Below are 24,985 nucleotides of genomic sequence, written 5' to 3' on the forward strand. Positions count from 1 at the left end.
GCCGGGACCCTTTGGCATTGGGCGCTTGCGCGCGAACGGCCTACAGGATCGTGGAGGTGTCGGTGGGCGCCTTGTTGTAGAAATGGCGATAGGCGGGTTCCTTCGGAGCCGTGCCTTCCAGGTGGAAACCGACCACCCGCTCACAGTACTCGCGCTGATGATCGACCACCTTCTTGAAGAACTCATCGCTGGATTCACGCTCTATCACCGCATCCCAGGCGGCGAGCTGCGCTTCGAGCACCGAGTCCGGGGTGATATAGGTCTGCACCCCCTGCTCCTCACGCATGCCATTCAGGTCACGCGGATAACGCTCCATGGCCTTCCAGTACATCTCCGATGATGCGGCCTTGGCGGCGTATTCGAGGATCGCCTGGAACTCCTCGGGCAAGCTGTCGTGCTTGGTCTTGTTGAAGATGATTTCGAACGCCTCGCAGTCCTGATGATAACTGCGCAGCATCCAGGTCTTGCTGACATCGGGAAAGCCGAGCAGGCGATCCGACGACGGATTGTTGAATTCAGCGCCATCCAGCAGGCCACGGTCCATGGCTGGCACGATGTCGCCACCGCCCATGATGGTCACCGCCGCACCGAACTCGTTCATGAGGTCCGCCCCCAGGCCAACGGTGCGGTACTTCAGGCCACGCAGGTCGTCGGCACTGGTGATCGGTTCCTTGAACCAACCCAGCGCCTGGGTCGGCATCGGCCCAGTCTGGTAACCGATCAGAGGCAGCTCGAGCATCTCCAGCAGTTCGGCGTAGAGCTCACGCCCACCGCCGGTCCAGAACCAGGCCAGGAACTGGTGGGCATCCCAGCCGAACGGCGGTGGCGTACCGAACAGCGAGAAGGCCTTGTGCTTGCCATACCAGTAGGCGGTCACACCATGGCCGCCATCCAGAGCGCCGGAGATCACCGCGTCCTGAAGCTGCAGCGCTCCGACAACCGCACCGGCCGGCAGCAGGTTGAGGTTCAGCCGGCCACCCGACATCTCGTTGACAATGCGCACGTAGTCCGAAGCGAACTCATGGAAGATGTCCTGGTTTGGCCAGGTACTCTGGAAGCGCAACGTGGTGGTCTGGGCCACCGCGATGCTCGGAAAGCCTACCGCGGCGGCGGCCCCGGCACCTACGGCGGCAGCCGAGCCAGTCAGGAAGCGTCGGCGAGAAGTGCTTGGCGGCGTCTCGGCTGTGACGGGTTTAACGGCAGATTCTGTGGATGATTCTGTGGGAGTTGGCGTCTTGTCGTTAGCCATTGGATTCTCCAGTGTGGCGTGTCGTTATTATTGTCCGGCGACCCGGGGCCTTGCCGGAGCGGCGTTCCTTCCCGAAGGCATCCTGCGCCGGTATCACTTCCTTGCTATCCGTTTTGGCAGTCGGTCATATCAGGTATAGCTTGTTCACCCCTCGTCTCAAGTCGCACGCCGAAAAACCTTCCACGTTGGCCTATACATTATTCAACGCAGGGTTGCAGGAGCGCCGGGATATGCGTATTTTATTTGAACGTTCATTCAAGAAAAATATCGCACTCAGTGAGAAACGCCCTAACACTGCCGGGACGGCAGCCAAGGCAAGGTGTGCTTTCGATTGTGGGTCGCAGGTGAATCACCCGTCGCGGAACAATCAACAGCGCGCCAATCACTCGAGTGAGCCCATCAACCGACTGACAGGAGCTCAATTGCATGGCGCATGACACTTCGCCACCCGAGCAACGCGACCGGCTGAATTCCGTGGTTTTCCACGGGTCGGTCGCCGGTATCCTCATCTTCCTGGTGCTGACCATGGTCTTCACCGAACAGGCTGGCGCCTTCTTCGACGCGGGCCTGGCCTGGGTCAGCCAAACCTTTGGCTGGTATTACATGCTGGCGGTTCTCGCCTACCTGGTGTTCGTGATCGCTATCGGCTGCTCGCGGTACGGAAGCATCAGGCTCGGTCCAGATCACTCACGGCCCGAGTTCTCGCTGCTCTCCTGGTCGGCGATGCTGTTCGCCGCCGGCATCGGTATCGACCTGCTGTTCTTCAGCGTAGCCGAGCCGGTCTCCCATTACCTTGCACCACCGGATCTCGAACCAGAAAGTCAGGCCGCCATGCGCAACGCCGTGGTGCAGACCTACCTGCACTGGGGGCTTTCCGGTTGGGGTCTGTATGTGCTGATGGGCATGTCACTGGCCTACTTCAGCTATCGTCATCGCCTGCCCCTGGCCATCCGCAGCGCGCTCTACCCACTGCTCGGCAAGCGGATCCATGGCCCGATCGGTAACGCCGTCGATATCACCGCGGTCATTTCCACGGTATTCGGCATCGCCACCAGCCTCGGCATCGGCGTGATCCAGCTCAACTATGGCCTCGCCTACATGTTCGACGTGCCGGAGAGCCTCTCGGTGCAGGTCATCCTGATCGCCATGGTCGTGGTACTGGCGACCATCTCGGTGGTCAGCGGCGTGGAAAAGGGCATTCGCCGGCTGTCGGAATTCAACATGCTGCTGGCACTGGCACTGCTGCTGTTCGTGCTGTTCCAGGGCCATACCCTGACACTGCTCGACATGATGGTGAACAACGCCGGCGACTACCTGTCCGGCTTCGTCGCCAAGAGCTTCGACACCTATGCCTTCGCCGGCGAAGAGGCCAGCGAATGGAAGATGTGGTGGACGATCTTCTTCTGGGGCTGGTGGATCGCCTGGACTCCGTTCGTCGGCCTGTTCCTGGCGCGCATCTCACGCGGTCGCACCATTCGCGAGTTCGTCGCCGGCGCACTGTTCATCCCGCTGGCGTTCATGATGGTGTGGATGTCGGTGATGGGTAACAGCGGCATCGAACTGGTGGCCAACCAGGGCGTGGCGGAACTCGGCGAGCAGGCACTCAATACACCGCAGACCACCCTCTATACTCTGCTCGAGCACTATCCATGGGTCGGTCTCACCGCTGGCGTGGTGACAGTGCTTGGCATCGTGTTCTTCATTACCTCGGCGGACTCCGGCGCCCTGGTGCTGGCCAATTTCACCTCGATTCTTTCCGATGTGAACCACGACGCACCGGTCAAGCTGCGCATCTTCTGGTCGGTGGTGATCGGCCTGATCACCGTGGCGCTGCTGATGGCCGGCGGACTCTCGGCACTGCAGAGTGCCGTGGTGATCACTGCCCTGCCCTTCTCGCTGGTGATATTCGCGATCATGGTGGGCATGATAAAGGCACTGAAACTCGAAGGCAGCAAGGCCGATGCGCGCCGTCAAGTGTCTGGTACAGCACCGGGCGGAGACTGGCGCGAGCGCCTCGACCGTGCGCTGGACACCTCCACTCGCGCCGGTGCCGCCGCCACCATCGAGCACGCCATTCGCCCCGCGCTCACCCAGTTCGCCGAGGAACTGCGCAGCCGTGGCCAGGACGCCTCGGTGAGCGAGGAGCAGATCGACGGAGACCCATTGCCGAGCCTGACCCTGCAGGTAAGCCTCGAGGAAGCCGCAAGCTTCGTCTACCAGGTCTGCCCGCACCGCATGCGCACACCGAGCTTCTTGCCGGTGGATGATGATTATTATGTGCGGCTCGATGTGTTCCTCGCCGAGGGCGGCACCGGGCAGGACCTCAACGGCTACACCCGTGGCCAGGTCATCGGTGACGTGCTTTCCGAGTACGAGCGGCACCTGCACTTCCTGGCGCTTGCCGGTCAAGATGGCCAGGTCCAGGCCATGCCCGGCACCATCGGTGACCTGCCGGATGGCGTCACCCAGTCCTGACCACGCAAGACGCCAGGCGAGCATGAAGCGGCGGCACCCGTGGGTGCCGCCGTTTTATCGTCAGTTCTTTGACGCACTCCACTTCAGTTGCGCGGATCGTCCGCCGGATCCAGATACTCGATACCCCATGGCCCGGTGCCATGCAACTGGAAGACGGTCTCGCCCTCGGCATGACCATACATCGGATCCCCCGGGGACATGATGGCGAAGTCACCTTCCTCCAGGGCGTGCGTGTCATCCTCATCGTAGCGCTCGCCATGGGCGAAGTGCAGGGTACCCTCGAGTACCGTCACCCGCTCGTAGGCGGGATGGATATGGGGCTTGATCTGATAGCCATCCTCAAGACGAAGACGCATGGTGAAGGGTTCCTCCTCGCTTAACGATCCTTCGATGATGGCGATCTCCGCGCCTTCGCCCATCGAGCCTACCGGCCCCCATTCCAGGGCATCGGCGCTGCCGATCAAGTGGCCATCTCCACGATAGGTCTCTGCCTGAAGGGGCCCCGCCGCCAGCATCAGTGCCAGGATGGGCGCGACAGCGACAAGTGGCTTGTTCATGCAGGTATTCTTGGGGGTTTCCTCATCGCGGTACATCGCCTTGACCCGGGATTCGAGCTCCCCCCGATCCACCGCCGAGGGTGCATTGACTGCTGCCGTATTGGTCATGGTGATTCTCCTCTGCGTCTGCGGTTTTCACGACACCACTGATGTCGCAGCCACAAGGACGCAATGGCGCCTTTCGTTGTTCCCGGCTGCCTTCATGCAGCGACGGGAACTCCGACAGCGGCGACGACGTCCCTGCCCACATACCCGCTTGCCCAGAGATTCACCACCGACCATGCTCAAAGAGGACACCATGCCATTCGCCGGCCTACTCGCCTGTGCATCACTCCGGGAAACGCGATTCGAGGATGGCATGACCGAGGAGAGCGTCATGACGCAGCCTGAGTACCGGTCGCGACGCGCCTGGTTCGAGGCACGCCTGACCCCACTCATGGATAGGCTCTACGGCACTGCCCTGCGCCTTACCCGCCACCCCGACGATGCCGAGGACATCGTCGCCGAGGCGGTGGCACGCGCCTGGCGTCATCTCGATGAGCTGCGCGACCCGGAACGCTTCGAGGCCTGGCTGTTCCACATCCTCAGTAACGTCTTCATCAGCGAATGGCGGCGGCGGCGCAGTCACCCTCAGCACTGCACCGAGGACGAGGCGCCCGCACCAGACGAGCTGCACGCCACAGACTTCACACTGTTCGCGCAACTTCACCAACCTTTCCTGCTGTGGTGGGGAAGTCTGGAAGAGCAGTTCTTCAATTCGTTGCTGGAAACGGATCTACGCCAAGCACTGGACGCGTTGCCGGATCCCTTCCGAGTGGTGATGGTGATGGTCGAGCTGCAAGGCCATCGCTATGGCGAGGTTGCCGAGTTGCTGGACATCCCGCTGGGTACGGTAAGGTCGCGGCTCAACCGTGCCCGCGGCCTGCTTCAGAAAACCCTTTGGCAGCAGGCACGCGACGCCGGCATTCTGCCACCGGAACATGATCGGCACGCGTCGGATTCACAAGGAGATGCATCGTGAAGCACAGGGAATTGAGTTGTGAACAGGTCATTGCCCGGTTGTTCGACTACCTCGACCATGAGCTGGACGACCGGCAGGCGGCCGAGCTCGAGCAACACCTCGCTCGCTGTCGTGACTGCTTCTCACGCAGCGAATTCGAGAAACGGCTGCGTGCCAGACTGGCAGACAGCGCCACACAGCCGGCTCCACCACAAATGCATCGGCGCATTGGAAGACTGCTCGACGACTTCGACGATGCACCTCCCACGTGCTGATGGGTGATAGCCCAGGAGGAAGACCTCATGGTCGCCATACTCGGTTACTCCCGACCACAGATCCTGGCCGCGGTGCAGACGATGTACAGTACGGTGGCCAACGCCCCGGAGAGCCCCTTTCATTTCCCGGTTGGCGCGAATGCCAGCCGGCGCTTGGGCTACCCGCAAGCGCTGACCGCATCCCTGCCGACTCGACTCATGGACTCCTTTGCCGGGGTTGGCTGCCCGTTCAATGGCAGGGCGGTACACCGCGGTGATCGCGTGCTCGACCTGGGTGCCGGCGCTGGCCACGACAGCCTGATCGCCCGGGATCTCGTGGGCGAGCGAGGGCGTGTCATTGCCCTGGACCTGACCGCCGCCATGACCCGTAAGCTTCGCCAGGAGGCTATGCTTGCCGGTATCGACGACCTGATGGTGCTGCAAGGGTCCGCCGAGCAGCTCCCCTTGGCCGATGCCAGTGTCGACAGCATCACCAGTAACGGCATGCTCAACCTGGTACCCGACAAACGCCGCTCGGTGGCCGAGATGTTTCGCGTACTAAGGCCAGGCGGCCGCCTGCAACTGGCCGATGTTGTCATCCACCGACCGGTATCGGTGGATTGCCACGCGGATCCGCGGCTGTGGGTCGAGTGCGTGGTGGGTGCCACCGTGAAGGAAGACCTGCTGGCACTGTTCGAAGAGGAGGGCTTCGAGGACATTCGAGTGGTGGGAAGCCACGACTACTTCGCCCTGAGCCCGAGCGATCAGACGCGGGAGGTGGCCGAAAGCTTCGGGGCCCATGCCGTGGAATTGAGCATGCGCCGCGCAGACACGCCTCCCACTATCCTGCGACGCTGGCGCCACCGCCTCGATCCCCGTGTCTGGTGGCGCAGGCTCAAGCGTCGCGGCCTGCTGGGCATGGCGGCATTCGCTCTGGCTGCCGTGAGCTGCTACGGTCTTCTGGCCCTGGCGGCACTGCTGCCGGTGCTGGGTATGAGCCTGGCCCTGAATGAAAGCACCTGGGCGGTCGCCATTGCAGCCTTCGTGGCGTTGACGCTGGTGGTACTGGCCGCGGGCTTACGCCACCGGGTCGGCCCGTGGCCCTGCCTGCTCGGGGCATTGGGCGCCAGCCTAGTGTTCTACGCCCTGTTCATCGACTACTACGCGCTCCTTGAACTCGCCGGTTTCCTCGTGCTGGCGGCCGCCACGCTCTGGGATCTGCGCCGACGCCGACGCCAGGAGGCCCGAGTGTTGGGCATCGATTAGGTTCGTTTCACACGGCTAGGTTTCGCTATCCCGCGTGAACACCGCCAGATGGCTCGGCTGGCCAAGCGACGAATGGCGATCGCCAATTCCCGACACCTTGACCCGATAGCCGTTGCGGCGCGCGACCCCGAAGGCCCATTCACGAAACCGCGCCCTCCCCCACTCGAACTTGTGGTCGGGGTCGCGAAACGCCCCAGGGGGCATGTCGTAGAGCGGATTGTAATCGTGGTTGGGGGTGGTCAGAAGCAACAGCGACGGACGCATCCTGGTGAATACCGCACGCTCCACCTTCGAAAGGGTCGCCGGCGGCACGTGCTCGATGGTCTCGACCATCGCCGCGGCATCGAAGCCGGACAGGCGAGGATGCGGCTCGGCATAGGAGCCACAGATCAGCTCCAGACGCCCCTCCCGCGACTCGGGCAAGTCGCCCAGCCGCAGGTTCGCCTGGGCGAGCAGTTCACCGCTCTGTTCCAGGCCCACCAGCTTCTCGAACTGCGGCTCGAAGAGCAGGTATTGCAACAGCCCACCGGTACCGCAGCCCAGATCCAGCACCCGCCTGGCGCCACTGGCTCGCAATTGGCCTGCGACGCGTTGCAGGCGCACCTGATGCAGGTCGAGCGATTCGCTGTTGATCATGCTCACTCCCCCGAAAGAGGGAGCTATCGTGCCGCAAAACCCTGAAGAGGCATAGCATCGGGAATGAAATGGGCCATTGAAGTGGTGGAAAGGGGAATGGGGATAGGGGAATGGGGAAAGGGGATTGGAAAAAGGCGCGACTCATGTCGCGCCCCTGTGGCGAATCGTGGAGGCGCTGCCATGCGTGGGCATGGCAGCGGTCAGGCTGGGCGAATCAGAAGAACCCGAGCGGATTGGTGTCGTAGCTGACCAGCAGGTTCTTGGTCTGCTGGTAGTGCTCGAGGGCCATCTTGTGGGTCTCGCGGCCGACACCGGATTTCTTGTAGCCACCGAAGGCGGCGTGCGCCGGATACTGGTGGTAGCAGTTGGTCCACACGCGGCCGGCCTGAATGCCCCGGCCCATGCGGAAGGCCACGTTCATGTCGCGGCTCCACACCCCGGCGCCCAGGCCGAATTCGGTGTCGTTGGCGATGGCCAGCGCTTCCGCTTCATCCTTGAAGGTGGTCACGGCGACCACCGGGCCGAAGATCTCCTCCTGGAACACGCGCATCTTGTTGTTGCCCTTGAGCAGCGTCGGCTGGATGTAGAAGCCGTTGTTGATCGACTCATCGAGAGTCTCGCGGTTGCCGCCGGTCAGGAACTCGGCGCCCTCCTCGCGGGCGATGTCCATGTAGGACATGATCTTGTCGAACTGCTCCTTGGAGGCCTGGGCACCGACCTGCACATCGGTATCCAGCGGATTGCCACGCTTGATGGTGGTGACCCGCTGCATGACTCGCGCCATGAAGTCGTCGTACATGCTCTCCTGGATCAGCGCGCGCGACGGGCAGGTGCACACCTCACCCTGGTTGAAGAACGCCAGCACCAGGCCTTCGGCGGCCTTGTCGATGAACTCCGGCTCGGCGTTCATGATGTCGGCGAAGTAGATATTCGGCGACTTGCCGCCCAGCTCCACGGTGGAGGGAATGATGTTCTCGGCGGCGCACTTGAGGATGTGCGAGCCGACCGGAGTGGAACCGGTGAAGGCGATCTTGGCGATGCGCTTGCTTTCGGCCAGTGCCTGGCCGGCCTCGGCGCCATAGCCATTGACGATATTGATCACGCCCGGCGGCAGCAGGTCGCCCACCAGCTTCATCAGTTCGAGGATCGAGGCCGGGGTCTGCTCGGCTGGCTTGAGCACCACGCAGTTACCGGCGGCCAGTGCCGGGGCGAGCTTCCAGGTGGCCATCAGGATGGGGAAGTTCCACGGAATGATCTGGCCGACCACGCCCAGCGGCTCGTGGAAGTGATAGGCGACGGTATTGGCGTCGATGTCGGCGGCGGTGCCTTCCTGGGCACGAATGCAGCCGGCGAAATAGCGGAAGTGGTCGACGACCAGCGGCAGGTCGGCGTTGAGGGTCTCACGTACCGCCTTGCCGTTGTCCCAGGTCTCGGCCACGGCGAGCATCTCGAGATTCTGCTCGATGCGATCGGCGATCTTGAGCAGGATGTTGCCACGCTCGGCAGCCGAGGTCTTGCCCCAGGCGGGAGCGGCATTGTGGGCGGCATCCAGGGCGAGGTCGATGTCTTCGGCGGTGGAGCGCGGAATCTCGCAGAACACCTCGCCGTTCACCGGGCTGACGTTGTCGAAGTACTGGCCCTTGACCGGAGCGACGAATTCACCACCGATAAAGTTGCCGTAGCGCTTGTCGAAACTGATAAGGGATCCTGGCGCACCGGGGTTGGCATAGATCATGGCGTGACTCCTGACTGTTATGATTGTGAGTAACTTTTCTAGTATTGGTCGTCACGGCCTTCTACGACATACTCCGGTGGCAGGAGAGCCACTCCTTCCTTGGTAGGAGAACGACACGAGGCCATGAACATGACCACCTTGATGGTCGCCGACGACCATCCACTATTTCGCGAAGCGCTCAGTGCCGTGATCAGCGCGGGACTTCCCGACTGCCAACTGCTCGAAACCGACAACCTGGCGGGAGCCCTTTCGCATGCCAGCCGCCATGAGGCGCTCGACCTGCTGTTGCTCGACCTCGACCTGCCTGATGCCGAGGGTCTGAGCGGCCTTGCGATGCTGCGCGAGCGGTTGCCGCGCCTGCCGGTGGCGATCGTCTCCGCCGAACAGGACCGGCGTATCGTGCTTGAAGCGATCGAGATGGGCGCGGTTGGCTATATTCCCAAGTCGACGCCTCGGGCGGAACTTCTTGCGGCACTGGCGCGAATTCTTGACGGCCAGCTCTACCTGCCGCCAAGTATCATGCTGCGCCCGCCAGTGGAGGACACCTCGGTGGCGCCTTCCAGTGGCGACGCGCTCAGCGCCCGGCTCTCCCGCCTGACCGGCAAACAGCTCGAGGTGCTCGAGCAGATGACGCGTGGCGCCTCGAACAAGCGCATCGCTCAGGAACTGGATATCGCCGAGACCACCGTGAAAACCCATGTCTCGGCCATTCTTCGCAAGCTCGGCGTTGCCAGCCGTATCCAGGCGATTCTCGCCGCAGGCGAGGTGGACATGAGCGAGCTCAGCGTCAGCCGCCGTCAGCGCTGAGGCCGAGCTGGAGCATTCGCCCGAGCTTCCAGCAACGTTGCAAGCAACATGCGCAAGCGTAGCGGCTTGAGCGGCTTGAGCAGGCAGTCATGCCCCTTGCGGCGTGCCTCGGCCTTGAGTTCGGCGGCATGATTGGCGGTGATCACTACCACGGGCAGCCCCGGTTGCCTTGCCTGCAGGTGGCTTGCCACCTCGAGTCCATCCGGATCACCCTCCGCCAGGTGATAGTCCACCAGCAATACGTCCGCGTGCTGACCATTGGCGCGCGCATCGAGCTGCTCCAGGGAGGCGGCGGTCACCACCTCGCAGCCCCATCCGCCCAGTAACGCCTGCATGCCTTCTCGAATATCCGCATCGTTGTCGATCACCCATACCGTCGCCCCCGCAAGACGATCGGAGGCTGGGCGAATGCGCTCAGGATCGTGGCGTTGCGCTACCTTCGTTCGCGCGTAGGGCACGCGTACAGCAAACACCGAACCACGCCCCGGGCAGGAACGCAGGCGCAGGGGATGGCCAAGCATGCCGCTGATGCGATCAACGATGGCCAACCCAAGGCCCAGGCCCCGATCCTCCCGGTCTCCACCGATGCGCCGAAACTCCTCGAAGATCGCCTCGCGCTGTTCCTCGGCGATCCCCGGGCCGGTATCGCCCACCATGATGTCGAGCCCCTCGGGATGGCGCCGACATCCCAGCAGGATTCGCCCCCGTTCGGTGTAGCGGATAGCATTACTGAGAAAGTTGCGTACCACCCGCGCCAGCAGCGCCAAGTCCGACTCGATCAGCGTATCGTTGGGCACGTAGCGCAGTTCCAGGCCTTGTGCCGCGGCGATCTGTCGGTACTCCTCGGCCAGCACGTCAAGTAGCTCGCCCACCCGAAACGGGGCAATATCGGGGGTGAGCACACCGGCGTCGAGCCGTGAGATATCGACCAATGTACCGAGCAGGGTCTCGACGTCCTTCAGCGAGCGACCGATATGCCCCACCACGCGGCGCGATGGCTCGGGCAGTGCGTGCTCATCCAGTGCGCTTGTGAACAACCGTGCGGCATTCAGCGGCTGCAGAAGATCATGGCTCACCGCCGCGAGGAACTTGGTCTTCGAGAGGTTAGCGGCCTCGGCCTCGGCCTTGGCGCGATGGAGCTCACCCAGTGTTCGCTGCAGTGTCTCGGTGCGTTCGCGTACCTGCTCGGCCAGCAGCACCGAGTGCTCGAAGGCCGCATACGGCGCACCCCCCACCACGCCACCGGATTCGACGCGCTCGATCAGTGCCGCGCAGATGCGCCGCAAGCGGGCATTTTCCTCGGTAAGCTGTCGCGCGGACTCACTGGTCGGCTCGACGTCATCCGGTGCGTGGACGAGATCCAATGGCAACCCCTGTGAAGGTCTGGTTGACGTGCATGCCATGGTGCTGCTCCCCATAGGTGTTGAAGCCGACCACACGCGAGCGGGCCAGCAACCGGGACGCCGCGTCCACCGCCCCCAGCGCCTCGAGCTCCAGCCGGCGCAGGAAACAGTCGCAACCGATCACCAGCACAGGCTCGCCGAGCGTGTCGTGAAGCCTGCCAAGCACAGCCTCGAGATCCTCGAGTATCGGTGCCGGCTGCATGGCAGTCAGTACGATGCCGTTTTCCACCGCACAGTAGAAGCTGAGGCTGCCGTCGGCATTGACGCGCTGAATCGAACGCACGTAGTGGGCATCACCGATGCGAACCGCCAGCGGATAGCGAGCGAACACCGAGGCATCCAATTCCGCCACCTCGAGCCCCACCAGGCGCGCGTACTCTTCGGCAGCCGGGGCGGCGTTCAGCTCCAGCACGCGACGTCCCTCGCGGTCGGCACGCGTCACCACCAGCTTGGCGCTTTGTGGCCGCAGGTGGTGCGTGGTGAACACCTCGAACGGCAAGGCGGTATTGATCATCACCACCACCGCCGCTGAACTACGAAAGCGACCGTTGCTGTAGACATGGGTATGGGCGAGCCGATTGTCGTCGCCAGCCGAACCGCCGAAGCTGGGAATGCGTCCCAGGGCCGCATCCAGGGTGGCCAACACCTGCTCCTCACTGCTCGAGAGGCCGTCAAGCAGGGTCAACGCGAAGCTGTTCTCGCCCACCGGCGCCATGGCATGGCCACGACACTCGTCGAGCAGATCATCGACCAGTTGCTGGGCACGTATCAGGTCGAAGCCATCGAGGTCCTCCACCAGCGAGAGCGACACGGCGAAATGTCGGCGATCCAGGCCAATCGCCACGACACAGCCACGTCCGTATCCCTGTGGGGTGATCTCGCCAGCGGTGGTGCAACCCGCCATTGGCACCCCGACGAACGCCTGCTGCATGGCCTCGCCCAGCTGATCGAGAGGATATTCCGCGCTACAGAAGAACAGCACGAATGCCAGGTCGTCATGGCCGAGTGCGGTGGCCAATTCGGATGCAACCGCCTGGGGGTCGGCGGAGCGGCTGAAGGCCGTGAGCAGTGGCGCCGAAGACGCCACTGGTGCTTGGCGAGGAAAATGGGTGAGTGAAGACGCAGACACCGGAAGACTCCATGCATCAAGAGGGGCGCGTGTGTATCGATAGCTTGGCATCAAGCGCCGCGAGCGTCACTTCCAGGGTCGCATGCAGGCTTTCCAGCAACTCGCTTGCGCCATCCATTGGCCCTCGGTGACTTGCCAGTTGTTCCAGGCGCAGCGCGAGCCCCGCCATCTTGACCGCGCCAAGGCTCGAGGACTCGCCCTTGAGCTGGTGCGCCAGGTGTGCAATCCGCGACAACTCGGCAGCACCGATTGCCTCCTCCAGCTCCAGCACCCGCTGCCTGACCTGCTCACGGTACACACCCACCAACTGAGCAAGGCCGGCTTCTCCAAGGCTCTCGCCCAGCGCCGTGAGCGTGCCGTCATCGAGGGGCGACTCGGGGCCGACGCGTGAGTGGCCAACGGGCTTGCCCGAGCGGTCAACGGCCTCATCCGCGTTATGCAGGTGGCGATTGAGCACCTCGAGCAGCATCCACTGCAGTAAAGGCTTGGTCAGGTAACCGTTCATTCCCGCCGCCAGGCAGCGAGTCTGCTCCCCCCCGGGCCCGCCCGCCGTCATGGCAACGATCGGTATATCCGCGAGCCGGCCACCCTTCGCACGCAGTCGCCTCGTCACTTCCAGGCCGTCCATACCGGGCATCTGGACATCCATGAAAATCAGATCGAAGTGCGCACGTCCGGCCTGCCACAGTGCCTCATCACCGCTCTCGGCAATTGTCACGCGACACCCCAGCCGCTCGAGCATGGCTCTTGCCACCTGCTGGTTGACCTGGTTGTCCTCCACCACCAGCAGCCGCGCTTGATCAAGGTGGACCGCCCGCGACGACACCTCATCACTGCCCCGAGAGGTTCCGCTCTCCGGTGCCTCGACGAGCGGCAGGGTGAACCAGAAACAACTGCCTATACCAGGCTTGCTCGAGACATGCAGCGCACCGCCCATCGCCTCCACCAACCGGCGGCATATGGCAAGACCCAACCCCGTGCCGCCAAAGCGACGCGCCGTCGACGCGTCGCCCTGGCGGAAGGGTTCGAAGATCCGGCGAAGCTGGCTGGGCTCGATCCCAAGGCCAGTATCGTGCACTTCGAAACGCAGTTGATCCCCACCCAGTGGCTTGACCTCTATTCGCACCTCGCCACTCTCGGTGAACTTCACCGCATTTGACACCAGGTTAAGCAACACTTGACGCAGGCGGCCTGGATCACTTACGACCCGTTCGGGCAGTGTCGGGTCAAGCCGACACGTCAGCCGTATGCCTCGAGTACTGGTGCGCGGAGTGAATATCTCGACAGTGCTCTTGACCAGTTCCCGCAAGTCCATTGGGCGGTTCTCGAACTCCAGCTTTCCCGACTCGACCTTCGAGAAATCCAGCAGGTCATTGATCAGTGCCAGTAACAGGCCACCGCTGTCATGAATGGTGGTGGCGTAGTGTCGGGCGGAACCCTCGAGAGGCTGATCCAGAAGCAGGTCACTCATGCCGATCACGCCGTTGAGCGGCGTGCGAATTTCATGGCTGACGGTTGCCAGGAATTCAGATTTTGCCTGGCTTGCCGATTCGGCTTGCCTGGCGGTGATCTCGAGCTCGCGGCTGAGTACTTCGAGATCATGGCGTGCCACCGCATTATCGCGCGCTTCGCGGAACAGCATGATCACGACCAGCAACGCGGAAAGGCTCATCCCCAGCAGCAGGATCAGAAGCAAGCCGTAGAGCAGTTGCAACTGGCGACGCTCCTGGGTGGCGCTCTCGGCCAGATGCGCGTTGATGGCGATGATCAAGCGCTCGCTGCGATTGCTCAGGACATCGAGTTGCTGGTCGAGCACGAGCCTTTGCAGGGCATCGAGTGCCCCGAGCTGGCTGATCCGCTCATCCAGTTCATCGAGCAGCGAGCCGATCTCCTCGGTCAGTTGGCCGCCCGATGGAATGCGTTCGAGCAACTGGGAGATCTCACCCTCGCGCAGGAGATGCAAACGGCTATAGAGAAGTTCGAATCGCAGCATCAGCCCGTCGAGCCCCGAATCGGGCTGGGCCAAGAAGTTGCGCAGCTGAACAGCATCCCGGTCGAGCTTGTAGGCATGCCATGCGGCATCCTCGCCGACACTTTGTGCCAGGCTATCCTGTCGCCAGGCAACCAGACCCACCACGACCAGCGCCGCGCCGAACAGCAGTAGTGCGCTGATGCCACCGAGCTTGAGGCGCAGCGGAAATCGCAACATTCTCGAATCCATTCGCCTAGGTGACGTGCGGGTCAAGGGGCATGAATATGCACGACTTGCCACACGGAGCGGAACCGAATCGTCTCGTTCATCAACTCGGGATGAGCGTCGAAAGGGTAAAGCACGAACAAGGGACCAAACTCACGAATCTGCATCCACTCGCCATTTCGGGACATGGCGAGAATCACGTCGTAATCATGCAGATCGGTAAGCGGAATCTCCGCCTCGAAGTCATTCAGCGCCCTTACCCGGATACGTTCCGAGCGCACGCCCGCAGCCGCCAGCACATCGCGCAGCAGGGGGCCTTCGTAGACACCAGCGTCATGGTGCCAGGGGGTGTGGGTATGGATCTCGTGGGAATCGAAGCCCATCAACATCTGGCGATCGAAACGTGCCTCCCCCGAAACGTTGGCATGCGCGATATCACCACTGATGCTCAGCAGCACTTCACCCTGAGGCTTCGGCAGGGCCCCATGGGAAGCCGCGGTACCCGGTAGCGCCATGAACGTCAGCAGCAATAAGGTGGTGAGAAGATACCCGGCTCGATAGCGCATGGAAGGATCCTGTATACGGAACACAGCTTTTCAACACTGTTTTTCAATACGGTTTTTCAATACGGCTTTTCGAGAAGGTTACGCTATTCGTTCGCGAAGATCAGGTCTCACGGTGGCAGGGTTGTCGTCTCATCTTCCTCGACCAGGGATGCCAGGCCATCCAGCAAGCGCAGTAACTGCATGACACGCGCCTCCAGCAGTCGGTTGCGCAGCAGTTGTCGAGACACCGGCAGCAGTGCGGACTCTCCCAGTTCGGCCTCCTCGAGCTGCTCATGATAGCGTTCGACAAGTGCCAGGTCCGCATCAAGGCTCTTGCGCCAGGCCTGATCCGAGAGCTCGAGCGCCTCTCGGGCCTCCTTGCCAAGCACGCCGTCGAGGCGCTCGGTCAACCGCTTGACCTCTTCTTGCCAGGCCTGCTGAGCTTCGCTTGCACAACTCAGGGCCGCTTCGGGCTCCCACTCGCCCTCTTCCATGCAGGCATCGAGTCGGTAGGCAATGGGGTGAACCGTACTCATCGTTGCGTGCTCCGACGCCATAACCGGCGTGGTGTCGAGAGCAAGGCCGCAGGTGGCAAGCAGGCCAGCAGTGACGGCCTGGAACAACAGACCGCGATGGGTTGATGCGGTAGTCATGCAGGCTCCTCTCTCGCCCGATTGGTTGCTGTTTCGACAGGCCCGGAATACGACAAAGGGGGCGTTTGACGCCCCCCGTGGGAGATGGTGCTACACAAGTCACCTGCCACACTAATCACATCATGCGTGTTCCGGTGCCATGGGCTCGATGCGCACCAGATCCTCGTAAGCATGCCAGCTAGCATGCCCAAGCACCGGCAGAATCAGCGCCAGGCCTATGTAGAAGGTCAGCACACCAACCAGTACGCAGCCAGTGAGGATGGCCGCCCACAGCAGCATCGGCCGGAAGTTGCGCGCCACCGAGCGGATACTCGCTTCGATGCCCTCCATGAAGGTGAGATCCTGGTCCATCAACGTTGGAATGGCCACCACACTGATCGTGAAAGCGCCAAATGCCAGTATGCCTCCCACCACCGAGCCTACGGCGATCATGCCAAGCCCTTCTGGCGTCGTCAGCAGTGCGGCATAGAGATCCGTCGGGCTTGGCACCTCGAAGCCGAAGAACAGCGCGAACAGAAGGGTCGCCAAGCGAATCCAGGCGAGAAAGAAGATCATCATCATCACGCCCATCATGGCCAATTGCCCCACATGGGGCCGCCATGCGCCGAAGGCATCGCCCAAGTGCGGTGCACGGTTCGCCTCCAGCGCCTTGCTGACCCCGTAGGAGCCCACCGCCACCAACGGCCCGAGGAACATGAAACCAGCCACCATCGGTAACAGCCAATGCCAAAGGCCAAGCGTGATGGCCCCCGCCGTCACCGCAATACTCAACCCTACCCAGAACATCCCGTAAGCCAGGCTGACTGCCGTGGCCTGGCGGAAATCCTCGAAACCCGCCGACAACCAGGCCCTGGGCCGATCCATGCCCACCGGGCGAATGGAAATCTTGACCCTGGATGGTGACGACTTGTCGTGCGCATCGGTTGTTGCCGCATTCATGGTTTCACCCCTAATTCCGCCAATGACATCTACTCCATGATTCGACTCCCGACGATCACCGGGAGCCAAGTATGATCTGTCAGGTTGTTAGCGCCTCGTTGACCGACTAGCTCGAGTTTAATGTAGTCGAGCGCAGTCGATCATGCCGACCCCGTTCACCGCACTTCATCAACCGATACTCCACGCTCCAGCCATCGCTGACAAGCCCGCTTTCACACCGCGTGGCGCATCGCCCTGTCTGTCTTCACACAAAAGCCCCGGCCTTGTGGCTCGGGGCTTCGTGAAGAAAGCCTGGATATTCAGCCAGGCTGCCTCGCGAGCGACATCAACGTACGATCATGACCGACATCTTGGTGTGATGCACCACATGCTCGGCGTTGGGGCCAAGCACATAATCGGCGAATTTTCGCTTGTTGTGCGACGCCATGACGATCAGGTCTATATCGAGCTTCTTGGCCGCCTTGATGATCGCCTCCCATGGCGAGCCATCCACGATCACGCTCTGTACCTGAATATCTTCCGGAATATTCTCCTTGATGAAGGTGTGTTGAGCCTCTGATATCGCTTCATGGGCTTTCTTGGCGAAGTCCTTGGGGAAGTAGGAACCCACCAGCGGCATGCGGTAGTCCGGCAGCACCGTCACCACATGCAGCGAGGCGCCGAAGCTCCGGCATAGGGTCAATGCCGTGGGCAACGCCTTGGTCCAGGAAGTTTCCTCATTGAGGTCAACCGGCAACAGGATCTTTTGATACATGGACATCACTCCTTCAAGCCGAGGCCTTGACCGCATCGGGTTCACGACGGCGGCGCTGCATCACCACGATCAAGCCGAATACCAGGAACGCCGGAATCCACATCAGTTCCTTGATCCAACGGTCCACCGGCGCCAGCACCTCGATGATCTCCTGGTCGAAGTCCAGTCCAAGGTCAGCCGCCGTACTGCCGAAGGCCACCATGTCGACCAGGGCACGATTATCTTCAATCAGCAGTTCCAGGCCCAGGTTCTCCAGGCGCTCTTCGCCAGTTTCCCCTTCCGGAACGGGCAGGAGCATATAGGTGGTGAGAGGATCACCGAAGTCATCTTCACCGCGGATCTGCAGGCGCAGCGTGCTGTCCTCGTCGACATCACCCAGCGTCTGGACCAACTCCGAGGGCGGTACCGACTCGTAGGGATCGTGGATCATGTCCATCCAGAACCCCGGGCGGAACAGCGTGAAGGCGACCAGCAGCATCAGGATCGATTCGTACCAGCGGTTGCGCACGATCATGAAGCCCTGAGTGCCGGCAGCAAATATCAGCATCGCGATCGTCGATATGATGAAGATCACGATTCCCTGCAGGAAGCTCACGTCGATCAGCAGCAGGTCGGTATTGAAGATGAACAGGAACGGCAGCGCTGCGGTGCGCAGGCTGTAGTAGAAGGCCTGGAAACCGGTGCGGATGGGGTCACCGCCCGAGACCGCCGCCGCCGCGAAGGAGGCAAGGCCCACCGGTGGTGTCACGTCGGCCATGATGCCGAAGTAGAACACGAACAGGTGGACGGCGATCAACGGTACCAACAGGCCATTCTGCTCGCCAAGCTGCACGATCACCGGCGCCAGCAGCGCCGATACCACAATGTAGTTGGCGGTAGTCGGCAGCCCCATGCCGAGGATCAGGCTGAGCACGGCGGTGAGCAGCAGGATCAGCATCAGGTTGCCCATGGAGAGGATCTCCACCACATCGGCCAGCACCAGGCCCACACCGGTCTGGGACACCGCACCCACGATGATGCCTGCGGTCGCGGTGGCGATGCCGATGCCGATCATGTTGCGGGCACCCGTCACCAGGCCATTCCACAGATCCACGATCCCCGAGCGAATATCGTCGGACAACTCGCTCTGGCCACGAAATATCGCCGTGATGGGTCGCTGAGTCAGGATGATGAACACCATGAATACGGTGGCCCAGAACGCCGACAGCCCGGGCGACAGGCGCTCAACCATCAGGCACCAGACAAGCACGATCACCGGCAGGATGAATTGCAGCCCCACCATCACCGTGGGCCGGGTCTGAGGCAACTTGAAGATCGGCTCATCCGGATCATCGAGCTCGAGTTCCGGGTAGCCCGAGGCCACCTTGAGCAGTGCGATGTAGATCACCGCCAGGGCCACACTCACCACCCATGGGGTGGCAGAGCCCAGCACCGGTTTCAGCCAGCCCAGGCCGTAGTAGACCACCATCGCCGTGATCATCATCAACAGCAGACCGCCCAGGAAGCCGATGACCTTGCGCACCAGCGGCTTGGGTGGATTGCTGGTTGGCAGGCCCTGCAGGTTGGCCTTCATGGCCTCGAGATGCACGATGTAGATTAGGGCGATGTAGGAAATCAGTGCCGGCAGGAAGGCATGCTTGATGACCTCCACATAGGAGATGCCGACATATTCGACCATCAGGAAGGCCGCGGCCCCCATCACGGGCGGCATGATCTGCCCGTTGACCGAGGAGGCCACCTCGACGGCGCCGGCCTTCTCGGCGGAGAAACCGACGCGCTTCATCATCGGCACGGTGAAGGTGCCGGTGGTCACCACGTTGGCGATCGAGGAACCCGAGATAAGCCCGGTCATGCCCGACGCCACCACGGCGGCCTTGGCCGGCCCCCCCTTGTAGTGGCCCAGCAGCGAGAAGGCGACCTTGATGAAATAGTTACCGGCCCCCGCCTTGTCGAGCAAGGCGCCGAACAGCACGAACAGGAACACGAAACTGGTCGATACCCCCAGTGCGATACCGAAGACCCCCTGGGTGGTCAGCCATTGGTGATTGACCAGGCCGAAGAGACTCACGCCACGATGGGAGAGAATGCCTGGCATGTAGGGCCCGGCAAGGGAATAGATAATGAAGATTGAGGCAATGATCGCAAGCGGCGGCCCAAGTGCCCGTCGCGTGGCCTCGAGCAGCAACAGAAGGCCGGTCACCCCGATGATGACATCCTGCAGGATCGGCGCCCCAGGCCGCTGCGACAACTGTTCGTAGAACATGAACATGTAGGCGCCACAGAAGGCCGCCGCCGAGGCCAGTACCCAATCCTGGATGGGAATGCGGTCGCGCGGTGATCGCTTGAGGGCCGGGTAGGCCATGTAGGCCAGAAACAGCGCGAACGCCAAGTGAATGGAGCGAGACTCGGTGGCATTGAAGACCCCGAAGCCGAGCACGAAAGGGAGTGGTGAGGCGATCCATAGTTGGAACAGCGACCATGCCGCGGCGATGCTAACCAAGAGTTTTCCCGGCGTACCCGCGGGCTTGCGAGCCCCCGTATCACTCGAAGCCACCATATCCTCGAGGTCAACCGCGGATTCCGCACCCCTGTTCTTGTCCTCAGTCATAAGCGAGCCCTGCTTGGTATGTAGTGACGAAAGTTTCCAGCGGTATTACGCCATACAGCATTTCAAACCAAATGCGCGGCCACCCGAGGTGGCCGCGCATTCTTCACCGAGGCGAGATCACCTCAGGTAGGCCAGTTCACTCGATCCAGCCCTGCTCGCGATAGTAACGGGCAGCACCGTCATGCAGCGGGGCGGAAAGGCCCGAGGAGACCATGTCTTCCGGGTCAAGGTTCTCGAAGGCCGGGTGCAGACGCTTGAAGCGGTCGAAGTTATCGAACACCGCCTTGACGGTCTGATAGATGATCTCTTCATCCGTCTCGGCGGTGGTCACGAAGGTCGCCGCCACGCCGAAGGTTTCGACGTCTTCGTCGTTGCCCTTGTACAGGCCGCCCGGAATGACCGACATGGAATAGTACGGGAACTCCTCGACGATGCTCTTGACCGTGTCATCGTTTAGGGGAACCAGATGCGAATCGACCGTAGTGGTGGCCTCCTGGATGGCGCCGTTGGGGTGGCCGACCACATAGGCCATGGCGTCGATGTTGTTGTCGGCGAGAGCCGCGGCCATTTCGGCGGCATCGAGCTGTGACGCCAGCGAGAACGAGTCCTCGGTCCAGCCCTTGGCTTCCATGACCACTTCCATGGTGTTGCGCTGTCCGGAGCCGGGGTTGCCGATATTGACGCGCTTGCCTTCCAGGTCATCCAGGGAATTGATGTCGGCATCAGCGCGCGCCAGGATGGTCAGCGGCTCGCCATGAACGCGGAACACCGCACGCAGGTCTTCATAGGCCTCGCCTTCGAAGTTGCCGGTGCCGTTGTAGGCCTGGTACTGGACATCGGACTGGGCAACCCCCATGTCAAGCTCACCGGACTTGATGCCGTTGATGTTGGCCACAGAGCCACCGGTGGAAGGCGCGTTGCACTTGATGTTGGCCTCTTCCAGACGGTTGACCAGACGACAGATCGACTGGCCAACGACGTAGTAGACGCCGGTCTGGCCACCGGTACCGATGGTGATGAATCGTTCCTCATCCTGAGCCATGGCGGGCGATGCAAACATCGCGGCCGAAAGCAGGGCGCCGGAGAAGGCGGCAGCGGAGAATGCATGACGTTTCATGAGCATACCTCTTGACATTGTGAGCAAACGTTTCTGGCATTGCCTGGCGACTGGCCGAGCGATATACCAAGCCTTGCTACTTTAGCGAAAAAAATTCCCAGCGGTAACGCATCGCCGCGATATAACGCCCGCTCTTGGTAGGGGGATATCTCTCCCTCCCTGATGAGTCTAGCGCTGAAATGCGTTTATGAAACGTTAACTCCACCCTGCCAAGCAGCATATAACTGCGCCCTGCTCCCACTTATCGGGAAAATCGGCGTAAATCACGCTCTACTGCGTAAAAATACCCGCTAATCAGCCTTCATCCAGCAAATTGCCGATTCGTGAAAGATGATGTCATCCCCTGACGGGTCATTGCGTTGACGTCACCCACAACAGTTCTCGTTCGACCTCATGGCGTGTCTTTGCAAGCATTCGCTCCCGCCCAGCTGACACAGTCGCCAATGCCGATTGTGTGTTCAGCGAAATATCCCGCGTTGACCTCCAATGCCGCCTGATAGGGCACGCCAGGTGTGGTGACCGGGCAATCGCCCGGCCGTTCGGAGCCGCAAGGGACCATGCTGTGCAACGCGACAATTCGCCCCTTTTCATCTAGAAAAGCGATATCCAGCGGGATCAGGGTGCGATACATCCAGAAGCCATTGTTGGCCGCTTGCTTGCGGTCATAGAGGAACAGCATGCCGGCGTCGGCATCCAGGTGTTCGCGCCCCATCAGGCCTCGGCTGCGCTCGGCACTGGTACGTGCCACCTCGACATCGAGTGCCAGCCGACGCTCGCCTGCGTGAATCGTCGCCGGCACCACCTCGAGTGACGAACGCGCAAGCGGTTGCCCGGAGGCCTGCGGGACGAATCCTGGCCACAAGATGATAACCAGTACGGCGATGCCCAGTGCGGCAACACAAGCAAGCCGCGATACAGCGAACGGCCCGAATGTCTGGCTTGCTGGGTGGCGTCGATGCGCTGTCATGGCAAGGCTCCTTGGGGGGTGTCTTGTAGGTGCCGCGGTTGATGGTCGTCGCTACTCTCGTGCATCAGGTGTATGCCGCTTGCCAGCAGCGAGACCTGAACCGACTCGTCGCGTGCCAGGCCATTGCGCCTGGCAGCATGGGTGGCCATCTCGAAACGCATCAACCGTGGGGTGTGGTCGAAGGCCAACGACACCGAGGTCATTCCCCCCAGTACCACCATTTCCGCGACCCGTGCCTGGACCGGGTTCTCGCGCTCTCCGTGGGAGGGGCGCCCTCGCCGGTGCAACACCACATCAGAGGGAGGAAGGTACCAGGATAGCTGTCGACCCAGCGGGTGACCGGCCAATCCGTGGTCAACCTCGAGATAACAGGGGCCCCATTTGAGGCGACGCTGGCCTGCGCATTCCACCACTTCGCCGGAAAACACATTGTGGCGATCCAGTAGTCTAGCCACCGCGGGACTTGCCGGGTGACGAAACAGCGCCTCCGGCGTGCCCTGCTGAAGGCTACGCCCGCCATGCAGTACACATAGCCGGTCGGCCAGGGCACTGGCCTCATCAAGGTCATGGGTCACCAGCACAATGGGGATGTGGATCTCCTCACGCAGCAAGGCCAGCTCCCGTTGCAAGCGCCGCCGGGTGACCTGGTCGACCGCCGAGAACGGCTCATCCAACAGCAGCACCCGAGGGTTTCTAGCCAGCGCCCGCGCCACCGCCACGCGCTGGCGCTGGCCACCGGACAGCTGGGCGGGATAGCGCTCGGCCAAGCCCTCAAGGCGCACCCTGGCAAGCCACTCGAGGGCACGGGTGCGGCGCTGCATGGCCGGCAAATGCCCCAGCGCCACCATCACGTTGCCCAGCGCCGACAAGTGCGGAAACAGCGCGTAATCCTGAAAGACCATGCCGACCCTGCGCCGCTGCGGGGGCAGTGCCACGCTCCTCGCCCTGTCGAACCAGACCTCGCCGGCGCAGCTGATATGGCCAGACGCCGGGCGATAGAGACCCGCAATGCTGCGCAGAAGCGTCGTCTTGCCACTGCCGGAAGGCCCTACCAGGGCCAGCAGCTCCCCCGCCTCGCAGTGAAACTCGGCGGCCAATGGCATCGGGCCCACCTGGTGCAGGTTAACCGCAAGAGTTGGCGAAAGCGCCTGGCCGCGTTCAGACATGACGCCACCGCCTGCGACCGGCCAGGCCATAGACCACGCCGATGGTCATGAACGAGAGCGCAAGCAGCATCGCCGACATGATGCCGGCGCCCTGCTCATCGAAGGCCTGGACACGATCGTAGATGGCGATGGCCAGGGTGCGCGTCTCACCATCGATGGATCCGCCCACCATCAGAATGACCCCGAATTCGCCCAGGGTATGCGCGAAGGTCAATGCCATCGCCGACACGATCCCCGGCCACACCAGGGGCAACTCGATGCGCAGCAGGGTCTGCCAGGGAGACAGGCCGCTGCACCAGGCTGCCTCGCGCAGGTTGCCGGGCACCGATTCGAAGGCGCGCTGGATCGGTTGCACCGCGAACGGCAGGTTGGCCAGCAGCGAGGCGACAAGGATGCCATTGAAGGTGAAATTCAACCCATCCCCGAACAGGCGATGCCATAGTGCGCCAAAAGGCGCATCGCTGCCGAACGACTGCATCAGGTAGAAGCCCAGCACCGTGGGTGGCATCACCAGCGGCAGTGCAACCAGCGCTTCGCAGAACGCCTTGCCGCGAAAGTCTCGGCTGGCGAGTGTTCGCCCCAGCCAAAGGCCGAAGGGAATCAACAGCAAACACGTGCCGAAGGCGAGCCTGAGCGAGACGGAAAGGGCCGTCCAGTCCATTACGGCTCACCGACGTGGTCTGCCGGCATCACCTCGTCATGGACAGGGTCGGGCAGGCGAAAGCCGTATTCCTCAAGCAGCGCACGCGCCTCACGGCGCTGAAGCCAGGCATAGAAGGCACGGGCGGTCTCCCCCGCCCCCTGGATCAGTACCATGCGTTGCACCAGCGGTGCATGCCAGTCTTCGGGAATCAGCACGTGATCGGAACGCTCGGCGAGTGTCGGCGCCAGCGCCAGCGACCAGGCCACCAGGCCGCCTCTGGAATCGCTTGCCAGCGCAAACTGCGCCGCCTGGGAGACATTCTCGCCAAGAATTCGCAGCGGCGCGATATCCTCCCACATGCCGGCATGCTCGAGAGCCTGACTTGCCGCCACCCCATAGGGCGCATGCTCGGGGTTGGCCAGGGCGATACGTGGCCGGCCATCGCCTGCACGATGCGCCGTGATAGCCTCGCGAACCCCGCCAAGCGGGTCATCGTCATCGGGCAGGTCGTCTCGTCCTGAGCGCTGCAGCCAGGCCAACCGGCCAATGGCATAGACCACACCCTGGTCCTGGGTGTGGCCCTCCTCGTACAGGGCGAGTACATAGGCCTCATCGGCGGAGAGATAGAGTTCGAAGGGCGCACCCTGGGCGATCTGGCGGCGAAAGTTACCCGACGAGCCGAAGTTGAGGCGCACCTCAAGGCCTGTCTCGTCGCGAAAGCGTTCGGCGGCATCCGCCAGGGCAAACTGCAGGTCGGAGGCAGCCGCCACGGTGGGGGGCGTGGCGCTTGCCTCTCGAACAGGCAGTATCATGATGCCCGCCACTATCGTGACCATCATCAGCCGCCTCAACGGGCCCAGAGGAATCAGCCCCATCGTCCATCTC

Annotated in this window: 22 protein-coding genes; 5 read left to right on the forward strand and 17 right to left on the reverse strand. The window is 62.3% G+C overall.

Translation table 11 applies throughout. The annotated features are described in order from the left end of the window. Positions 1–40: 40 nt before the first annotated feature. Entirely contained in the window at positions 41–1,249 is a 1,209-nt protein-coding gene (locus C6V82_RS10625; RefSeq protein WP_102588227.1) for a TRAP transporter substrate-binding protein, read from the reverse strand. A 426-nt stretch (positions 1,250–1,675) separates the two neighbouring features. Here C6V82_RS10625 and betT point away from each other — a divergent pair, with 426 nt between their 5' ends. Continuing rightward, positions 1,676–3,724, forward strand: a complete 2,049-nt coding sequence (betT, locus tag C6V82_RS10630) for a choline BCCT transporter BetT (RefSeq protein ID WP_102588226.1) — start codon at positions 1,676–1,678, stop codon at positions 3,722–3,724. 83 nt (positions 3,725–3,807) lie between these two features. On the opposite strand, the gene C6V82_RS10635 is transcribed toward betT, so the two are convergent. Beyond that, positions 3,808–4,389, reverse strand: a complete 582-nt coding sequence (locus C6V82_RS10635) for a cupin domain-containing protein (protein WP_219724504.1) — start codon at positions 4,387–4,389, stop codon at positions 3,808–3,810. 268 nt (positions 4,390–4,657) lie between these two features. On the opposite strand from C6V82_RS10635, the gene C6V82_RS10640 reads away from it, so the two are divergent. Genes C6V82_RS10640 through C6V82_RS10650 form a run of 3 tightly spaced genes read left to right on the forward strand, consistent with a single transcriptional unit; the run spans position 4,658 to position 6,801 of the window. After that, complete coding sequence (locus C6V82_RS10640) at positions 4,658–5,302, forward strand: sigma-70 family RNA polymerase sigma factor (RefSeq protein WP_219724503.1); 645 nt, start codon at positions 4,658–4,660, stop codon at positions 5,300–5,302. Further along, positions 5,299–5,556: an anti-sigma factor family protein gene (locus tag C6V82_RS10645; protein WP_102588225.1), complete on the forward strand. Its 258-nt coding sequence runs from the start codon at positions 5,299–5,301 to the stop codon at positions 5,554–5,556. Before C6V82_RS10640 ends, C6V82_RS10645 begins: the two co-directional genes overlap by 4 nt. Positions 5,557–5,583: 27 nt before the next feature. Continuing rightward, the gene (locus C6V82_RS10650) at positions 5,584–6,801 is read left to right on the forward strand and encodes a MerC family mercury resistance protein (RefSeq protein WP_102588224.1); all 1,218 of its coding nucleotides are present in this window, start codon (positions 5,584–5,586) and stop codon (positions 6,799–6,801) included. A 15-nt stretch (positions 6,802–6,816) separates the two neighbouring features. On the opposite strand, the gene C6V82_RS10655 is transcribed toward C6V82_RS10650, so the two are convergent. Further along, complete coding sequence (locus C6V82_RS10655) at positions 6,817–7,437, reverse strand: methyltransferase (RefSeq protein ID WP_102588223.1); 621 nt, start codon at positions 7,435–7,437, stop codon at positions 6,817–6,819. A gap of 214 nt (positions 7,438–7,651) precedes the next feature. Continuing rightward, positions 7,652–9,172 carry an acetaldehyde dehydrogenase ExaC gene (gene exaC, locus C6V82_RS10660; RefSeq protein ID WP_102588222.1) on the reverse strand — a complete coding sequence of 507 codons (1,521 nt, stop codon included), beginning with the start codon at positions 9,170–9,172 and terminating at the stop codon, positions 7,652–7,654. Between the two features lie 129 nt (positions 9,173–9,301). Between exaC and C6V82_RS10665 the strand changes: the two genes are divergently transcribed. Next, positions 9,302–9,979 (forward strand): response regulator, encoded by a 678-nt coding sequence (locus tag C6V82_RS10665; RefSeq protein WP_102588360.1) that lies wholly within the window; start codon positions 9,302–9,304, stop codon positions 9,977–9,979. Here C6V82_RS10665 and C6V82_RS10670 read toward each other — a convergent pair. The 13 genes from C6V82_RS10670 to modA form a co-directional block, all read right to left on the reverse strand. Beyond that, positions 9,970–11,382: a hybrid sensor histidine kinase/response regulator gene (locus C6V82_RS10670; protein ID WP_102588221.1), complete on the reverse strand. Its 1,413-nt coding sequence runs from the start codon at positions 11,380–11,382 to the stop codon at positions 9,970–9,972. The genes C6V82_RS10665 and C6V82_RS10670 overlap by 10 nt on opposite strands. Next, positions 11,318–12,511 (reverse strand): nitric oxide-sensing protein NosP, encoded by a 1,194-nt coding sequence (gene nosP, locus C6V82_RS10675; RefSeq protein WP_373297594.1) that lies wholly within the window; start codon positions 12,509–12,511, stop codon positions 11,318–11,320. Before nosP ends, C6V82_RS10670 begins: the two co-directional genes overlap by 65 nt. Positions 12,512–12,527: 16 nt before the next feature. Then, positions 12,528–14,720 carry an ATP-binding protein gene (locus C6V82_RS10680; RefSeq protein WP_102588219.1) on the reverse strand — a complete coding sequence of 731 codons (2,193 nt, stop codon included), beginning with the start codon at positions 14,718–14,720 and terminating at the stop codon, positions 12,528–12,530. Between the two features lie 32 nt (positions 14,721–14,752). Beyond that, positions 14,753–15,274 (reverse strand): putative pterin-binding protein, encoded by a 522-nt coding sequence (locus tag C6V82_RS10685; RefSeq protein WP_102588218.1) that lies wholly within the window; start codon positions 15,272–15,274, stop codon positions 14,753–14,755. Positions 15,275–15,381: 107 nt separating this feature from the next. Continuing rightward, entirely contained in the window at positions 15,382–15,906 is a 525-nt protein-coding gene (locus C6V82_RS10690) for a lysozyme inhibitor LprI family protein (RefSeq protein ID WP_102588217.1), read from the reverse strand. A 120-nt stretch (positions 15,907–16,026) separates the two neighbouring features. Continuing rightward, on the reverse strand, positions 16,027–16,845 hold the full coding sequence (locus C6V82_RS10695; protein WP_102588216.1) for a DUF2189 domain-containing protein: 819 nt from the start codon (positions 16,843–16,845) through the stop codon (positions 16,027–16,029). A 325-nt stretch (positions 16,846–17,170) separates the two neighbouring features. Then, positions 17,171–17,599, reverse strand: a complete 429-nt coding sequence (locus C6V82_RS10700; protein ID WP_102588215.1) for a universal stress protein — start codon at positions 17,597–17,599, stop codon at positions 17,171–17,173. A 13-nt stretch (positions 17,600–17,612) separates the two neighbouring features. Beyond that, positions 17,613–20,207: a TRAP transporter permease gene (locus tag C6V82_RS10705; protein WP_102588214.1), complete on the reverse strand. Its 2,595-nt coding sequence runs from the start codon at positions 20,205–20,207 to the stop codon at positions 17,613–17,615. A gap of 136 nt (positions 20,208–20,343) precedes the next feature. Continuing rightward, positions 20,344–21,324 carry a TAXI family TRAP transporter solute-binding subunit gene (locus C6V82_RS10710; RefSeq protein ID WP_102588213.1) on the reverse strand — a complete coding sequence of 327 codons (981 nt, stop codon included), beginning with the start codon at positions 21,322–21,324 and terminating at the stop codon, positions 20,344–20,346. Between the two features lie 391 nt (positions 21,325–21,715). Next, a complete protein-coding gene (locus C6V82_RS10715; protein ID WP_102588212.1) occupies positions 21,716–22,291 on the reverse strand; it encodes a DUF192 domain-containing protein in 576 nt (191 codons plus the stop codon). After that, a complete protein-coding gene (locus C6V82_RS10720; protein ID WP_229843163.1) occupies positions 22,288–23,457 on the reverse strand; it encodes an ABC transporter ATP-binding protein in 1,170 nt (389 codons plus the stop codon). Before C6V82_RS10720 ends, C6V82_RS10715 begins: the two co-directional genes overlap by 4 nt. Further along, positions 23,450–24,118 carry a molybdate ABC transporter permease subunit gene (modB, locus tag C6V82_RS10725; protein ID WP_102588210.1) on the reverse strand — a complete coding sequence of 223 codons (669 nt, stop codon included), beginning with the start codon at positions 24,116–24,118 and terminating at the stop codon, positions 23,450–23,452. The genes C6V82_RS10720 and modB overlap by 8 nt, the downstream gene beginning before the upstream one ends. Next, positions 24,118–24,975 carry a molybdate ABC transporter substrate-binding protein gene (gene modA, locus C6V82_RS10730; RefSeq protein WP_102588209.1) on the reverse strand — a complete coding sequence of 286 codons (858 nt, stop codon included), beginning with the start codon at positions 24,973–24,975 and terminating at the stop codon, positions 24,118–24,120. The genes modB and modA overlap by 1 nt, the downstream gene beginning before the upstream one ends. Positions 24,976–24,985 lie beyond the last annotated feature (10 nt).

The sequence above is a fragment of the Halomonas urumqiensis genome (assembly GCF_003028575.1).
Lineage (GTDB): Bacteria > Pseudomonadota > Gammaproteobacteria > Pseudomonadales > Halomonadaceae > Halomonas > Halomonas urumqiensis.

Coding starts and splice junctions, on each gene's coding strand:
- C6V82_RS10625 (WP_102588227.1), bottom strand. CDS start 1,249: ATGGCTAACGACAAGACGCCAACTCCCACAGAATCATCCACAGAATCT.
- betT (WP_102588226.1), top strand. CDS start 1,676: ATGGCGCATGACACTTCGCCACCCGAGCAACGCGACCGGCTGAATTCC.
- C6V82_RS10635 (WP_219724504.1), bottom strand. CDS start 4,389: ATGACCAATACGGCAGCAGTCAATGCACCCTCGGCGGTGGATCGGGGG.
- C6V82_RS10640 (WP_219724503.1), top strand. CDS start 4,658: ATGACGCAGCCTGAGTACCGGTCGCGACGCGCCTGGTTCGAGGCACGC.
- C6V82_RS10650 (WP_102588224.1), top strand. CDS start 5,584: ATGGTCGCCATACTCGGTTACTCCCGACCACAGATCCTGGCCGCGGTG.
- C6V82_RS10655 (WP_102588223.1), bottom strand. CDS start 7,437: ATGATCAACAGCGAATCGCTCGACCTGCATCAGGTGCGCCTGCAACGC.
- exaC (WP_102588222.1), bottom strand. CDS start 9,172: ATGATCTATGCCAACCCCGGTGCGCCAGGATCCCTTATCAGTTTCGAC.
- C6V82_RS10665 (WP_102588360.1), top strand. CDS start 9,302: ATGACCACCTTGATGGTCGCCGACGACCATCCACTATTTCGCGAAGCG.
- C6V82_RS10670 (WP_102588221.1), bottom strand. CDS start 11,382: ATGGCATGCACGTCAACCAGACCTTCACAGGGGTTGCCATTGGATCTC.
- C6V82_RS10680 (WP_102588219.1), bottom strand. CDS start 14,720: ATGTTGCGATTTCCGCTGCGCCTCAAGCTCGGTGGCATCAGCGCACTA.
- C6V82_RS10685 (WP_102588218.1), bottom strand. CDS start 15,274: ATGCGCTATCGAGCCGGGTATCTTCTCACCACCTTATTGCTGCTGACG.
- C6V82_RS10690 (WP_102588217.1), bottom strand. CDS start 15,906: ATGACTACCGCATCAACCCATCGCGGTCTGTTGTTCCAGGCCGTCACT.
- C6V82_RS10695 (WP_102588216.1), bottom strand. CDS start 16,845: ATGAATGCGGCAACAACCGATGCGCACGACAAGTCGTCACCATCCAGG.
- C6V82_RS10700 (WP_102588215.1), bottom strand. CDS start 17,599: ATGTATCAAAAGATCCTGTTGCCGGTTGACCTCAATGAGGAAACTTCC.
- C6V82_RS10705 (WP_102588214.1), bottom strand. CDS start 20,207: ATGACTGAGGACAAGAACAGGGGTGCGGAATCCGCGGTTGACCTCGAG.
- C6V82_RS10710 (WP_102588213.1), bottom strand. CDS start 21,324: ATGAAACGTCATGCATTCTCCGCTGCCGCCTTCTCCGGCGCCCTGCTT.
- C6V82_RS10715 (WP_102588212.1), bottom strand. CDS start 22,291: ATGACAGCGCATCGACGCCACCCAGCAAGCCAGACATTCGGGCCGTTC.
- C6V82_RS10720 (WP_229843163.1), bottom strand. CDS start 23,457: ATGTCTGAACGCGGCCAGGCGCTTTCGCCAACTCTTGCGGTTAACCTG.
- modB (WP_102588210.1), bottom strand. CDS start 24,118: ATGGACTGGACGGCCCTTTCCGTCTCGCTCAGGCTCGCCTTCGGCACG.
- modA (WP_102588209.1), bottom strand. CDS start 24,975: ATGGGGCTGATTCCTCTGGGCCCGTTGAGGCGGCTGATGATGGTCACG.